Below are 13,103 nucleotides of genomic sequence, written 5' to 3'. Positions count from 1 at the left end.
TTTTGCTCGAAACGGACGATTTACGCAGTGCGAGCCGGTCGGAAAACAGGAAAGCGGATGGCCCCCGCATACAGGAGTCATCCGCTGTCATACCGTGTTTCGTATCCCATTATTGGCGGGAAAGCTTGTCCATCCATGCCACGAAGTTGCCGACGACGCCGTCCAGGAACTTGACGGTCGGCTCGTGGGTCAAGTTGCCCTCGGCGTCGATTTTCTCATGAACGGCGCCCACGTACACTTCGTTTCCGGGAAGAAGCGGGGACGAGATACCCGGCGAGAACAAAATGTCGCGCAGATGCAATTGCGCTTTTACGGTACCGAGCTGGCCCATCGACGCTCCGACGATCCAAGACGGTTTCCCGTTCATCACTTTGTCTACGCGGGAAAGCCAATCGATTGCATTCCCCAATACGCCCGGGATGGTGGCATTATATTCAGGCACGACCCACAGGACGGCGTCGGCTTCGGCTACTTTGCGTTTGAACTCCTTAACCGCGTCGGACGGGTCGTTCTCGATATCCTGATCGTAGAACGGAAGGCTGCGAACGTCCAAAATGTCCAATTCGAAGCGGTCCTGGTACCGGTTCTGGATATAGCGGGCTAGCTTCTTATTGTAAGACTCCTTGCGGATACTGCCTACGATTGCTGCTACTTTCATGATGGTTTCCTCCATATATTTATATAGTGCTGACCGAGTTGAAAGAGGCCAGATGTTGCTCGCGGTTTCCACTTCATTATTTTTGCTAACTATATTTTAGTTAGTATAATGTGCAAAGTCAACCTTCCGCTGCGCAGGAATCCCCGGTTACGCTGTCGAAGTGGTAATGAAAACCGTTTTGAACGGAGGATGCCCTATGATTCCGGAAGGCAATTTGCGCAGCAATGTGGAACGATTTACAGGCTATCAAAGCTTGTATGACAAATATCGCCCTGAGGCGCCGCAGCGAGTCGTCGATCTCATTACGAACTATTTGGGCAAAAAACCGTCCTTGGTCGTCGACTTGGGCTGCGGAACGGGGCTGTCCTCGTTCGTCTGGAAAGGTCAGGCCAGCCGGATTATCGGCATCGAGCCGAATGCGGATATGATCGGCAAAGCGAGGGAGAAATTGGCGCAAACGGACGGAGCCGGGGCCATCTCTTTTATCCCGGGGTACTCGAATCGATTGGAGCTTGACTCCGGCACCGTCGACGTGATCACCTGCTCCCAGTCGTTTCATTGGATGGAACCTGTCAGTACGCTGAAGGAGGCTTCCCGTGTGCTGACGGATGGCGGTGTTTTCGCCGCATACGACTGCGACTGGCCGCCAACGGTCCATTGGACGCTCGAATCGGCGTACAACAAGCTGATCGAGAAAGCCGACGCTGTCATCGCCGCACTTACGACAGAAGAGGACAGAGCCATCAAACGGAATAAAGATCAGCACTTGAAGCAGCTGCAGGACAGCGGCGCATTCCGGTTTACGAAAGAAATCGTATTTCATAACGTGGAGACATGCGATGCGGACCGGTATGCCGGCCTGGCGTTCAGCCAAGGCGGTGTCCAGACGGTGCTGAAGCTCGGGTCCAAAGAGCTGGACACGGATATCGCGGCGTTCCGGAGCATGGCGGAAATGTACTTCCAGGGGCAGACGCTGGATGTGCTGTTCAGCTATAGAGTGCGGCTTGGCGTGAAGTAGCGTGCTTTGCTTGAACTAATTTTAGCTTTGCTAGACGCCTTCCCGCCGATTCCGCTCAACGAAACTGCATACTGGAAAACATACATCTATTCTCGCGTCAAAATGAGAAACGGCGAGGATGAACTGGAAAACCTGTATGTAATTCCACGATTTTCGCGGCTGTGGAGCGAATTCGTAGAGAATAGATGGACTTTTTCCAGTAAAAGTGGTCCCGAGTACGAATTTCCGCTAAAATAACGGGAGCTTTTCCAGTTAACATCGCCAAAAAGCACCGCGCACAAGCATAAGCAGGGACAACCGCTGCCCCTGCCCTGCTCCTGCTCCTGCTCCTCACCCGCTCCCGCCCCCGCTTCCAGCGAGCTTACTCCGCTTCCGATACGACGGTAAAACGCTCATTGATGTGCTGAGGCCTTTCGATTTCATCGACAACCGCGATCGCGTAGTCCGGGTAGCTCACATAGCTGTTGCCCTGTGCGTTCAGCAGCAAGTTGTCTTTCCCTTTCCGGTAGTCACCCGTTCTTTTCCCTTCCGGGTTGAAAAACGCGGCCGGGCTTATAAACGTCCACCGGATTCCGCTCGATTGCTGCAAATCCTCCAGGTTTTTGGTTTGGTTGGACGCCGTCGCATAATATTGCTTCGGAAATTCCGGCGTATCGACTAGTCGGATCGTCTTGGCTTCGTCCACGTACAGGCTGCCGGCTCCTCCTACGACGATCAGTCTCGTCCGCAGTGCTCCTTTCAATGCTTCAATCAGCGCTCTTCCCGCTTCCACATGAAGGTGCTCCTGGCCGGGAGCCGCTCCGAATGCATTCACCACCGCGTCGAATGCTTGGAGATCCCCGGCTTGAAGGCCGAATACGTCTTTCTCGATAACGGCAATGCGATTATCGCCGATTTTGGAAGCATTCCTGACGATGGCCGTCACTTCATGACCTCGGTTTACCGCTTCCTTCACAATCACGCTTCCCGCTTTGCCGCTTGCTCCGATTACTGCTATTTTCATCTTCCATTTCTCCTTTTGTCGTAAAATTGACTTCATACTGTAACCATTATAGTTACAGGTTTTCGGATTGTCAACCTGCCCTTTCCCCTGACGTCGCAAAAAAAAGAAGCTCCCTCAAAGAGGGCCGCTTCTTTAGTCCCGATTCATTTTTTCCGAACATCCGAATTTTTCAACGCTTGAGCTACTTTGGCGACCCGTACCGCCAGCCGGCCCGCCATCGTTTTCTCCTGTTCCACCGCTTGCTTCGAGCCGTCCGGCCCGGCTACTACGGAAGCGGCGTAAGGAGACCCGCCGATGCCTTCCGCGGTCTGCTGCTCCGGATTCTCGCCATAAGGCAGGCCGACATAGATCATGCCGAAATGCATGAGCGGAATCATCATCGTGACGGCAGTCGTTTCTTGTCCGCCATGAATGGAGCCGGAGCTAACGATAACTCCCGTAGGCTTGCCTTCCAATTCGCCGCGGGCCCACACGCCGCCCGATGAATCGAGGAACTGCTTCAATTGGGCGGGCATCACTCCGAAACGGGTCGGAACCCCCCAGACGATGCCGTCCGACCAAACCAAATCTTCTGCGGTTACATCCGGCACGTCCTTCTGCAGCTCTTGAGCTTGTACATACGGCGGCTGCGAAGACAAATACTTTTTCGCCATTTCGAACTCGGCCGCTTTCGCCACCTTCACTTCCACGTCGGGCAGCTTTCTCGCTTCGGCCGCAGCCGCTTGAATCATGTCATAAATATGGCCATAGGCGCTGTAATACACGAAAAGCAGATTGGTTGCCATGAGTTTCTCCTTTGGTCAATGAAATTCAAATGTAGTATCACTTGGAGACCGTGAAAACATACATGCCAAATTGAAAGACATGAACCTTTCGCTTAGTAATACCTAGTAACACTTCACATCACTTCGTATTACCAGATATTACTTTGCACCGCTTGGAAGTGCTTTGCATCACTCGGTAATACTCGTCTCGACAGTGCCTCTACAGCCAAGATTCGATGTCCTCATCATCGATTTCATCGGCCTCGTTCCGCCCGCTTTCCGCTTCATTTATCGGAGCTTGTGCGGCATCCTGCGCATGAGCCGGCATTCCGTCGGCCACCTGCTCGGAAGCGGCCGCCGTTTCGAGCCGGGACGCCGTCCATGCGGCTGCCAGCATCGGTCTGTCCGATGGAATAAAGTGTTGTAAATTTCTTACTCCGTTCAGACGGATCTCGTTCTCGATCAAATAGCGGATCGAATCCATCAGGTTGGACTGGCTGTTGATCCAGTCCATGACTGCGTCGGATTCGTTCTTTTTCGTCTTCAAGCTAATATTTTCGCCTGGCCGCTTTTGTTTTTTCATGCTTGTCCCACCTTAGCCGGAGCCGCATCCACCCTTTACCCGGCTTTTTTCGCCTTGCTCTTCAATGTCTCGTATATTTTGCCGTGAACGAACGCATTCAGTCCTTCGGCGTTCAGCGTGATCGCATGCTCCGGCGGGATATAGAGCAGTCGAATCTCGCGTTCGTCACACAATTCCTTCAGCATCGGATACAGGATGGAGCGCATCAAAATACTTCCTCCCCCGTACACGCAGATGATATCGATTTCGTTGCGCGCCTTCGTAAGCTGCTTCCGAATGTTCTGAATAATTTGCTTCGCCTGCCCCTCCAGCGGGCGATTCAATGTATGTATAGCTCTCGCGTAATATTTGTGCTTCGGGTTTTTGATCACATCGCTGTAAAATTGCCGCGGACTGTCCGGCAAATGAACGAGACGGTTAAACTCGCTGAGCGCCTCCTCGATCGCATAGCCCGCACCGTGATGGCTGCCGTGAACGAATTGGCGCAAAAATTTGTTTCCTTCCGTAATCGGGTATTCCGTCGAGCCGTCGCCGATATCCGTATGCAAAATCCGCTTGTCCTTGAAATAAGTGCCGTTGAACGATTTCCCCAAGTCGTACGTTTCTACAAACTCCCGGAAAATGTCGCCGCTCCGCCAATTCCCCTCCGCGTCCTTCTGGAGCGCGAAGATGACCGGCGTAGCTTCTGGAATCACCTTCGTGTAATCGAACACGATCTTGACCGCTACACGCAGCTTATTCAAATGTACCGTTACGTGATGGGAGCCTTCCATAAATCTTCTCTCGAACTTGGCCGCCGTCTCGTCCGAATGCTGGGTAACCGGGAGCGCCGTTGCCATATCGGCCTGAACTTCGATTTGCTCGGGGACCGTCTGGCTCTCCTCGTACGCGTTCTGTACCGCGACTGCGGCAATTTGCGCCAGCGTATTAATAATGGGCAAATCCATATCGCATTTCTGGTCAATGCCGATCTGCAGCGTATCCAGCAGCTCTCCGCTCTCCAAAGCGAATTTCCCGATGTAATACATACCCGGCCGCACGGAAGGCGAATCGATCGTCACGATCAGCTGCTCCGTCAAGTTTTTGATGAAGCTCTCCGGCGGGAGCTCCTCGCTCCAGGGCAGCTTGTCCACCCCGCAATATACGTTCGGTTGCTTGATCAGCCTGCCGTCGATAAACAAATCGTGCTCGCTGTTCCCGTTGTCGTTTCCTACGAAAAAATGATACTGCATAAAAGTAAAGCCTCCTTTATGTTCATTTTTTCGGTATTACCGGGCAATCCTTACCGGAATCGGATCCGGTAATACTTCGTAACACCTTGCAATGCTTTTGAACCTGACATACAGCCGCCGGGCACAGCACTACATCATAATACTTCGTAACACTTCCTGAAATTGGGTCCCCTAGCAAAGACAAAAGCCATCGGATTCGTCCGATGGCCCTTTCCTTTTAGCAGATGCAAGTTTTTTTCTTTTTGCCGGTTTTGCCGGCTTCTTCGACTTTGCGGATATATTCCGTCGCAAGAGGCACTTTGCAAGCGGTTTGTCCGACATGGACGTCCACTTTGCCGATTGCGGCGGCAACCGCTAAAGCTTCTTCATGCAGCGCCACGACACTCGCGCCTACCGCAATAACGAAGCCGTTCATCGTATACCGCACCCGATTGCGCTCATGATGAATGGTGGATTCCACACGGTGAAGGAGCCCTCGGATTTCCTCCCTATCAAGCGCTTCGTCCGGCGTAATCGTCAAATAGTTGCTGTACGTACTCCACCCGCAAGTAGCGATCATTTCGTCGGGGGAGTCGATCCATTGTTTGGCAAGCTCGACCGCGTGCGGGCTTTCGGCGGCAATCCAAGCGACCGTATATTCGGCAAGCATATACCAGCTTGCTTTCGTTACCCAGTCTTGAAGCATCTGCTTGGTAGCCGTCCTCGGATCGACAGTCAGTCCGGCCAAGTACATCGCATCGCTATTTCCCGTATCGAACAAAGCCCGGGCGAGCGCCTGATCTTTCTTCACATCCTTGACCAGCTTCTTCATATCGCCCACTTTAACGCCAAATAGCGGCTCATGCGCCCCATGACGCAGGAACGTAAGCTTCGTCTGCTCCGATCCCATCGCTTCGAGCTTGCCCATTACTTCGTCCAGCATCATCGTCGCCTGATCACCTCTTGTCCTTGTTAGTTCCATTGTAGCATGAACGCTACCCGTCCTGTTGAGCGGACGGCTTGGGAGTCTGTTCCCTCTTCTGCGGTTGGACCGATGCCGATCTGTATTGCCCCGGAGGGAGCCCCGTCCACCTTTTGAACGCATTCTGGAAAGCGCTCGGTTCCGAATACTGAAGCAAATAGGCTACCTCCGCGACTGTAAATTCGGGGTTGCGCAAGTACCGGCAAGCCAACTCCATCCGGGCTTTGTTGAACAGAATGTTATAGGACGCCTCCTCTTGCTTCAGCTTCGCCTGCAAAGCCCGGATGCTCACCTTGAAATGTCGGGCCGTATCCTGTACGGAAGGGAAAGAGGAAGGCATGTTATGAATAAGCCAATTGTACACCTGATCCGACAACGCGCGGCCATGAAGCAATCTGCTTCTCGCTTCCTCGGCATAAGCTTCGAAGGTGCGCAGCATGCGGGCATCGGACAGCAAAATCGGATAGTCCGCAACCTCACGGTCGCAGTAGAGCCTATTCGTTTCCTGCCCGAACCGGGGCGCTGTTCCAAAAGCGTTCTGATACACGGTAACGTTTGCCGGAGCATCGTGAGTAAAATGAAGCAGATGAACGGGAATTTTCCTGCAGCTCAGCTTGAACAGCAGGTGATACAAGGAACTGACCATACCTTCGATCGCATGCACCGATGCTTGTCTCGCCGGATCACCTACCCGGAACCGGATCCAAGTGCCGTGATCGTCCTTTCCCCATTCCATATCGATCCCGCTGCACAGAATGATATTATATCGCCGGTAGGCGTCCAATGCTTGGCCTATCGTACTGCAGTTCAATAGAACGTAGCCCAGTATGCCGAGATTGGATATTTCGATCGTTTGTCCTTGGCGCAAGCCGAAACGATCGTCATTCGTAAAGCTCGAAGCGGCGTCTAGCAGGCGATCCATCTCTTCTTCCGGGATCCGGGCCTCGGCATCTTGAAGAATACTCGGATCGAACGCGGTATATCGGCAAAACGCTTCGAGGTTGTAACCTTTCCGCACGATGCTGTGCACGATAGGATGAATCAGCGATACGGACAAGCCGTGTTTTCCCAACTCCGGAATCCTCCTTTGCGCGGCAGAGCACTTTTTTGACGTTTTCAATCATAGGGGAACTGGACAATCGCGTCCTATAATAAACTCATCAACCGCACCTAGGAGCGTGAGGAACCAATGTCCCGTATGGAAATCAGAACGGCCGGAATCGTACTGCTGCTGATGCCTTTACTCATTATCATATCATGGACCGGGCTAATGATCCGATTCGAATATCCCGACATTTTGAGGCAACCGGTCGAGCTCATTATGCAGAAGTATGAGACGGGAGGTTCGCTGGTAAAGCTATATTGGAGCGGCATGGTGTTGTCAGGTATGCTGATCATTCCGGTTGTGGCGCTGCTTTACCGGTTCACGAGCGCGGCCAACCGCAGCCTGAGTATGATTGCAGCCGGTATCGGCCTCGCAAGCGCCGTTTTCCATATATTAGGATTCTCCAGATGGCTGTTCGCAATGGACTTTTTGGCCGGTCAATACACGCTTGCTTCTGTCACAGCAGGGCAAAAAGAAGCTATGGAGACCGTATTTAACGCGCTCCATATGTACTTGGGCGTGACGATCGGCGAAACGCTCGGGTTTCTGACAATGGGAGCATGGGTTGTTCTCATCGCTATCGCCCTGTATCAGTCCGACCTGATGAAACTATGGATTACGGTCGTCTCGGTCATCATCGGATTCGGCATTATGGCAGGAACTCTGGAGTGGACCGGATTATCCGTCGCCGCGGAAATTAACGCTTACGCGTATCAAGCCTGGATTGCAATACTGGCAGGTTTAGGCATATCGTTCATCCGACGGAGCAAATAGCTCAGCTTTCGGTAAAAATGCGCTTGTACATTCGATAATACGTATGTCAATATAATCGTTGAACAGGACTCTCGGCATGGCGGGGTTTCTAACTTTAGGCAGGAAGGGATTGGCTTTCATGAGTTTCCATCAGCTTGTTTCGGTCATTCCGATCTTCGAACAAGTCGAATCGCGCCTCTCTTCCCGCACATTCGAATGTCCGGCAGGCCGCCACGTCTTAATCGTCGTCCGCCGCGGACATGTTACGATTGCGGCCCACGGCATGGAGCCCGTCGTCTGCACGCAAGGCTTCGCTTGCCATCCCCGGTTCGGCTCCTACGACATCCAAGTTCCGCGGACGAAGGAAGCCGAATATGTACGGATCACCTACCGTATGATTCCGGAGAACAGCCCTTGGACGCTGCATGGCCCGCTCGCCACGCTAAGCGAGATCAAAATCCATTACATGCTGGACGAATTGATCCGGACGACCGAAGAGATTCACCCCCGTTCCGCAGACGAGGAAGCGGCCCAGCAGTTCCGCAAACGGATGATATTGGAGCGAATTTTGTTCATTTTTCTATATGAATCCCACATGCAGCAAGAGGAGAAATCGTCGGTCGACTCGATCGAGGAGACGCTCTCCTATATGAACGAGCATTACATGCTGAAGCTTACTCTGCCTCTGATCGCCCGCCGCGCCGGGATGAGCGAAGGGCATTATACCGTGCTGTTCAAGAAGCGTACCGGGACGACGATGACCGCCTACTTGCGCAAGCTGCGCATCGAGAAAGCGAAGCAGATGTTCCAGCAAACCCGTCTGCCGGCCAAAGAAATCGCCCTGACCGTCGGCTTCTCCGATTACTTCCATTTCAGCAGAGTGTTCAAGCAAGAGACCGGCTGTTCGCCGACGCAATACATGAACGACGTCTCGCCGCACTTCGGGGATGAGCGATCTTAAATCTAATAATATAACATGCCTAATCTTAAGATCAGATATGGTCCAAACGATTATATGCGGCTAAAATACAGTTTAGTTGATAATAATAATCATTTGCAGGGGGAAGAAGCATGTTTCACAAGATCAAAAGATCGTTCGGCCTTGCCATACTCGCCATTCTTGCCATAATTGCCGCCGCTTGCGGGCAAGCCGGCGGCAATTCGTCCGGATCGACGCAAGGCGCCCAACCGTCCGCCCCGACTACAGCCGGCGGCAAAATTACGTTGGAAGACGCGCTCGGCACTGTAGAGCTGTCCAAGAAACCGGAGCGTATTATCGCGATGGAATTCAGCTTCACCGACATGCTCGTGACGCTGGGCGTTCAGCCGGTAGGAGTTGCCGACGACAGCAGCGCCGATCTGTTCATGGATTCCGTCAAAAGCGGATTGAAGCAGTATACTTCCGTCGGCTCGCGATATGAGCCGAATATCGAGCTGATCAGCTCCTTGAAGCCGGATCTCATTATCGTCGACTTGAATAAACACAAGAACGCCTTCAAGCAATTGAAAGGAATCGCCCCGATTCTCGTGCTGGACGACTTTCAAGCCGATTATGCGCAAATGCTGAAAAACTACGCCATCGTTGCCAAGGCGGTCGGCAAGGAAGCGGAAGGCAAGAAACGGCTCGACGAGCATCAGGCCAAGATGGAAGAGGCGAAGAAGAAAATCAGCCGCGCCAAGCTGACCGTAGTGCCCGCCGTCGTCAATCCGAAAGGCTTCTTCGCCCACTCGGACCATTCTTATTCCGGCTCGCTCCTCGCCATGCTCGGCTTTACCGATCCGGTGAAAAACGAAACGTCCTATCCGCAACTGACGCTGGAGCAGCTTGTCGAGACGAATCCGCAGGCGATGTTTCTGATGCCGACCGAGAAAGAGACGATCGTGAACCAATGGGAGAGCAACCCGCTTTGGAAAAAAATCGACGCTGTCGCGAACCGTAAAGTGTTTACGGTCGAAAGACGCGACTGGTCGCTATCGCGAGGACTGCTCGGTTCCGAGAAAATAGCCGAAGATCTCGTGAAATACTTGGGAGAATAACCGCATGTCGAACCCTATCCCGCCGAAGAAGCAGAACCGTACACGGTTTCTGCTCTTCCTATTTTGTAGTGCTGTCGTGCTGCTTGCCGCCGGCATTGTCGCCAGTCTGAAATGGGGGCAGGCGCAAATATCGTGGCACACCTTATATGAGGCGTTAACTTATCAAGGCCAAGACAAAGCCCATCTGTATATCCAGACGCTGCGCTTGCCTCGCGCGCTGACCGCCTGTATCGTCGGCATCCATCTGGCATTGGCCGGATTGCTGACACAGCTCGTGACGAAAAATCCGCTCGCCTCTCCTCATATATTCGGAATTAATGCCGGAGCTTCGCTTGCTGTCGTGTTCGGCTTGATTGCCGTCGCGGAACATACGATCACCGATTCCATCCTGTTCGCTTTCGTAGGTGCGGCGGCAGGCGCCGTGCTGATCTGGTCTTTGGCCGGGGGAGGGGGACAGAAGCAGCCTGTCCGATTGGCTTTGGCGGGCATTACGATCCATTTTCTGCTGTCGTCTTTGACCGAAGGTCTTATTATTTTCAATCAGCAATCGACGGACAGCATGATCTTCTGGCTGGTCGGCTCGGTCAGCCACGCCGGATGGCTCGAGGTCCGTACGTTACTGCCTTTCTTCGCGGCCGGGCTGCTCGTAATCGGCTTCATGATCCCTTCCTTCCGTCTACTGCTCATCGACGACGAGCTGGCGGCAGGATTGGGCCAACGGGTAGCGGTCGTACGTACCGTCGGCATCGTGCTCGTTATCGTGCTGGCCGGATCGGCGGTAGCGATATGCGGTCCGATCGGCTTCATCTGCTTGATCGTTCCCCACATCGCCCGCGCTTTGGTCGGCAGCAATCTCCCGGTGCTCGTTCCGCTGACGGGGCTGCTTGGAGGCGCCATGCTCGTATACGCCGATTGGATCAGCCGGTATATCGCGTTCCCGTTCGAATCTCCGGTAGGCATCGTGACATCGGCTATCGGCGCTCCGTTTTTCATTTACTTGGCACGCAGGCAAGGCGGTGCGAAACGATGAGAAAAGCTTTCCCGATTGCCGTCGCCTTCCTCGTCATGATCGGATTGGCCGTATTATCCGTCCGTCTGGGCGCGGTGCCCGTTTCTTTCGGCGATTTATGGGCCATTTTGCTGCAAGAAGAAAGCAAATTCACTTTTATTGTTACCGAGGTCCGCTTGCCCCGGATCATTGTCGGTATATTGGCGGGATTCGGCTTGGCTGTAGGAGGCGTGATTGTACAAAGCCTGGTGCGGAATCCGCTCGCCAGTCCCGATGTGATCGGAATTACGAAGGGAGCCGGGTTTACGGCGGCCGCCGTTCTCTTCCTGTTCCCGGAAGCCCCGGGCTACATGCTGCCCGCTGCGGCATTCGTCGGGGCGATCGCCGCCTTCGTCGTCTTGCTGCTGCTAGGCCGGAGGTTGAGCCTATCGCCCGCTTCGCTCGCTCTTGTAGGCATCGCGGTCGGCGCCGTCTTCCAAGCCGGTACGCAATACTTGATTGTACGGCATCCGACCGACATCAATATGGCGCTGCTTTGGTTGTCGGGGAGCTTATGGAGCAGAGGCTGGGACGATGTGCTGTCGCTGCTGCCGTGGATCGCCGTGCTGGCCCCTGTCGCCTGGCTCCAATTCCCGAAGCTGAACGTGTTTCAGCTCGGTGACGAGTCCGGCGCTTCGCTCGGCTTAAACTTGACCCGACAGCGGTTCTGGCTGCTGTTGCTTGCCGTAGCTCTCGCCGGCATTTCCGTATCGGCGGTCGGGGCGATCGGCTTCATCGGTCTGATCGCTCCGCACATCGCCCGCGGCATCGTCGGCAGCCGAAACCAATGGCTCATCCCGTTGGCCGCGCTTATCGGGGCGGATCTGATGCTGCTCGGGGACTGTCTCGGGCGGATCGTGGTCGTGCCGAGAGAGGTGCCGGTAGGCATTATGACCGCCGTCATCGGCGCTCCGTATTTCATCTATTTGCTGCGCAGAGAGCGTCGAAGGCCGTAATTCCAGGTAAATGAAAACGTAAAAACCGCCCTTCTCGCGAAAGGCGGTTCTCTACACATGTATAACTACTGTCTACGGTGACAAGCGAACCGGTCATGTAACTGGAAGCGGGCGAAGCCATGAAAGCCACGACTCCGGCAATTTCGCCCGGATCGGCCGGGCGTCCCATTCTCATGACGGAAATTACATCCGGCACGTAGCCGCCTTCCGCGAACGACAGTAGTATTGTTATTTCGCGTAATAGCCGCCGTCGATCGGAAGCTCGATTCCCGTAATAAAGGACGATTCGTCGGAAGCGAGGAACAATACGCCCGCCGCGATGTCCTCCGGATTGCCAAGCCGCGGAAGCGGCGTCTGGGACAGAAACCACTGCTTCATCTGTTCGTCGGCGAACAGATCGACGGTCATCGGGGTGGCGATATAGCCCGGATGGACCGAATTGACCCGGATGTTATGCTTGGCATAATCGATCGCCGTCGCCTTGGTCAGCAGCCGGACGGCCCCCTTGCTGGCCGTATAAGCGCCCGCTCCGCTGCCGCCCGTCAGTCCGGCGATCGACGATATATTGACGATCGAGCCGCCGCCGTTGTCGATCATGTGGGGAATGACATGCTTCTGTCCGAGAAAGGTCCCGGTCAAGTTGATCGACATCACCTTGTCCCACTGCTCGACGCTGGTCTCGAGAAACGGAACGGCGCTGGAAATGCCGGCATTGTTGACGAGTATGTCGATTTTGCCAAAATGGGCGACCGTCTCTTTCACGACGCGAATCCAATCTTCCTCCGATGCGACGTTGTGGGTGAAGCCGATCGCTTCCCCGCCGTTACCGTTAATTTCCTGTACGACTTCCTGAAGCTTATCCTGCTGCAGATCCGTAATGGCCAGCTTGGCGCCTTCCTTCGCGAACAGCAGAGCGTCCGCTTTTCCCATACCGCCCGCTGCGCCTGTAACGATAGCGACTTTATTATGCAATCTTCCCATAGCC

At 54.0% G+C, this 13,103-nt stretch carries 15 protein-coding genes; 6 read left to right on the top strand and 9 right to left on the bottom strand.

Annotated features, from left to right (window positions below):
- Positions 1-109 precede the first annotated feature (109 nt).
- Positions 110-658, bottom strand: coding sequence for an NADPH-dependent FMN reductase (locus FE783_RS19075; protein WP_138880980.1), 549 nt, complete (start codon positions 656-658; stop codon positions 110-112).
- A gap of 196 nt (positions 659-854) precedes the next feature.
- Between FE783_RS19075 and FE783_RS19070 the strand changes: the two genes are divergently transcribed.
- Positions 855-1,676 (top strand): class I SAM-dependent methyltransferase, encoded by an 822-nt coding sequence (locus FE783_RS19070; protein WP_138880979.1) that lies wholly within the window; start codon positions 855-857, stop codon positions 1,674-1,676.
- A 361-nt stretch (positions 1,677-2,037) separates the two neighbouring features.
- Here FE783_RS19070 and FE783_RS19065 read toward each other — a convergent pair whose 3' ends face one another.
- The 6 genes from FE783_RS19065 to FE783_RS19040 all read right to left on the bottom strand — a co-directional run bounded on the left by FE783_RS19065 (position 2,038) and on the right by FE783_RS19040 (position 7,291).
- Complete coding sequence (locus FE783_RS19065; protein WP_138880978.1) at positions 2,038-2,679, bottom strand: NAD(P)-dependent oxidoreductase; 642 nt, start codon at positions 2,677-2,679, stop codon at positions 2,038-2,040.
- A gap of 143 nt (positions 2,680-2,822) precedes the next feature.
- Positions 2,823-3,464, bottom strand: coding sequence for an NAD(P)H:quinone oxidoreductase (gene wrbA / locus FE783_RS19060; RefSeq protein WP_138880977.1), 642 nt, complete (start codon positions 3,462-3,464; stop codon positions 2,823-2,825).
- Between the two features lie 199 nt (positions 3,465-3,663).
- On the bottom strand, positions 3,664-4,026 hold the full coding sequence (locus FE783_RS19055) for a hypothetical protein (protein ID WP_138880976.1): 363 nt from the start codon (positions 4,024-4,026) through the stop codon (positions 3,664-3,666).
- 35 nt (positions 4,027-4,061) lie between these two features.
- Positions 4,062-5,258 carry a ParM/StbA family protein gene (locus FE783_RS19050; protein ID WP_138880975.1) on the bottom strand — a complete coding sequence of 399 codons (1,197 nt, stop codon included), beginning with the start codon at positions 5,256-5,258 and terminating at the stop codon, positions 4,062-4,064.
- A gap of 217 nt (positions 5,259-5,475) precedes the next feature.
- Positions 5,476-6,183, bottom strand: a complete 708-nt coding sequence (locus FE783_RS19045) for a DNA alkylation repair protein (RefSeq protein ID WP_138880974.1) — start codon at positions 6,181-6,183, stop codon at positions 5,476-5,478.
- A gap of 49 nt (positions 6,184-6,232) precedes the next feature.
- The gene (locus FE783_RS19040; RefSeq protein WP_158301906.1) at positions 6,233-7,291 is read right to left on the bottom strand and encodes an AraC family transcriptional regulator; all 1,059 of its coding nucleotides are present in this window, start codon (positions 7,289-7,291) and stop codon (positions 6,233-6,235) included.
- A gap of 117 nt (positions 7,292-7,408) precedes the next feature.
- Here FE783_RS19040 and FE783_RS19035 point away from each other — a divergent pair, with 117 nt between their 5' ends.
- The 5 genes from FE783_RS19035 to FE783_RS19015 all read left to right on the top strand — a co-directional run bounded on the left by FE783_RS19035 (position 7,409) and on the right by FE783_RS19015 (position 12,118).
- The gene (locus FE783_RS19035; protein WP_138880972.1) at positions 7,409-8,098 is read left to right on the top strand and encodes a DUF4386 domain-containing protein; all 690 of its coding nucleotides are present in this window, start codon (positions 7,409-7,411) and stop codon (positions 8,096-8,098) included.
- Positions 8,099-8,216: 118 nt separating this feature from the next.
- Complete coding sequence (locus FE783_RS19030) at positions 8,217-9,038, top strand: AraC family transcriptional regulator (protein ID WP_138880971.1); 822 nt, start codon at positions 8,217-8,219, stop codon at positions 9,036-9,038.
- Between the two features lie 110 nt (positions 9,039-9,148).
- Entirely contained in the window at positions 9,149-10,114 is a 966-nt protein-coding gene (locus FE783_RS19025; RefSeq protein WP_138880970.1) for an ABC transporter substrate-binding protein, read from the top strand.
- A gap of 4 nt (positions 10,115-10,118) precedes the next feature.
- Entirely contained in the window at positions 10,119-11,144 is a 1,026-nt protein-coding gene (locus FE783_RS19020) for a FecCD family ABC transporter permease (protein WP_138880969.1), read from the top strand.
- The gene (locus FE783_RS19015; protein WP_138880968.1) at positions 11,141-12,118 is read left to right on the top strand and encodes a FecCD family ABC transporter permease; all 978 of its coding nucleotides are present in this window, start codon (positions 11,141-11,143) and stop codon (positions 12,116-12,118) included. Before FE783_RS19020 ends, FE783_RS19015 begins: the two co-directional genes overlap by 4 nt.
- On the opposite strand, the gene FE783_RS39005 is transcribed toward FE783_RS19015, so the two are convergent.
- Together FE783_RS39005 and FE783_RS19005 are read right to left on the bottom strand one after the other, a co-directional pair.
- Positions 12,081-12,287, bottom strand: coding sequence for an SDR family oxidoreductase (locus tag FE783_RS39005; RefSeq protein ID WP_420799752.1), 207 nt, complete (start codon positions 12,285-12,287; stop codon positions 12,081-12,083). The genes FE783_RS19015 and FE783_RS39005 overlap by 38 nt on opposite strands.
- A 59-nt stretch (positions 12,288-12,346) precedes the next feature.
- Positions 12,347-13,099 carry an SDR family NAD(P)-dependent oxidoreductase gene (locus FE783_RS19005; RefSeq protein WP_138880967.1) on the bottom strand — a complete coding sequence of 251 codons (753 nt, stop codon included), beginning with the start codon at positions 13,097-13,099 and terminating at the stop codon, positions 12,347-12,349.
- Positions 13,100-13,103 lie beyond the last annotated feature (4 nt).

Source organism: Paenibacillus mesophilus (genome assembly GCF_005938385.1).
GTDB lineage: Bacteria > Bacillota > Bacilli > Paenibacillales > NBRC-103111 > Paenibacillus_AB > Paenibacillus_AB mesophilus.
The sequence above is the reverse complement of the archived record's forward strand: the minus strand, read 5'-3'. Positions and strand labels throughout refer to the sequence as shown.

Excerpts from the sequence above, each read along its gene's own strand:
- FE783_RS19075 (WP_138880980.1), bottom strand. The coding sequence starts at position 658 with ATGAAAGTAGCAGCAATCGTAGGCAGTATCCGCAAGGAGTCTTACAAT.
- FE783_RS19070 (WP_138880979.1), top strand. The coding sequence starts at position 855 with ATGATTCCGGAAGGCAATTTGCGCAGCAATGTGGAACGATTTACAGGC.
- FE783_RS19065 (WP_138880978.1), bottom strand. The coding sequence starts at position 2,679 with ATGAAAATAGCAGTAATCGGAGCAAGCGGCAAAGCGGGAAGCGTGATT.
- wrbA (WP_138880977.1), bottom strand. The coding sequence starts at position 3,464 with ATGGCAACCAATCTGCTTTTCGTGTATTACAGCGCCTATGGCCATATT.
- FE783_RS19055 (WP_138880976.1), bottom strand. The coding sequence starts at position 4,026 with ATGAAAAAACAAAAGCGGCCAGGCGAAAATATTAGCTTGAAGACGAAA.
- FE783_RS19050 (WP_138880975.1), bottom strand. The coding sequence starts at position 5,258 with ATGCAGTATCATTTTTTCGTAGGAAACGACAACGGGAACAGCGAGCAC.
- FE783_RS19045 (WP_138880974.1), bottom strand. The coding sequence starts at position 6,183 with ATGATGCTGGACGAAGTAATGGGCAAGCTCGAAGCGATGGGATCGGAG.
- FE783_RS19035 (WP_138880972.1), top strand. The coding sequence starts at position 7,409 with ATGTCCCGTATGGAAATCAGAACGGCCGGAATCGTACTGCTGCTGATG.
- FE783_RS19030 (WP_138880971.1), top strand. The coding sequence starts at position 8,217 with ATGAGTTTCCATCAGCTTGTTTCGGTCATTCCGATCTTCGAACAAGTC.
- FE783_RS19025 (WP_138880970.1), top strand. The coding sequence starts at position 9,149 with ATGTTTCACAAGATCAAAAGATCGTTCGGCCTTGCCATACTCGCCATT.
- FE783_RS19020 (WP_138880969.1), top strand. The coding sequence starts at position 10,119 with ATGTCGAACCCTATCCCGCCGAAGAAGCAGAACCGTACACGGTTTCTG.
- FE783_RS19015 (WP_138880968.1), top strand. The coding sequence starts at position 11,141 with ATGAGAAAAGCTTTCCCGATTGCCGTCGCCTTCCTCGTCATGATCGGA.
- FE783_RS39005 (WP_420799752.1), bottom strand. The coding sequence starts at position 12,287 with ATGGGACGCCCGGCCGATCCGGGCGAAATTGCCGGAGTCGTGGCTTTC.
- FE783_RS19005 (WP_138880967.1), bottom strand. The coding sequence starts at position 13,099 with ATGGGAAGATTGCATAATAAAGTCGCTATCGTTACAGGCGCAGCGGGC.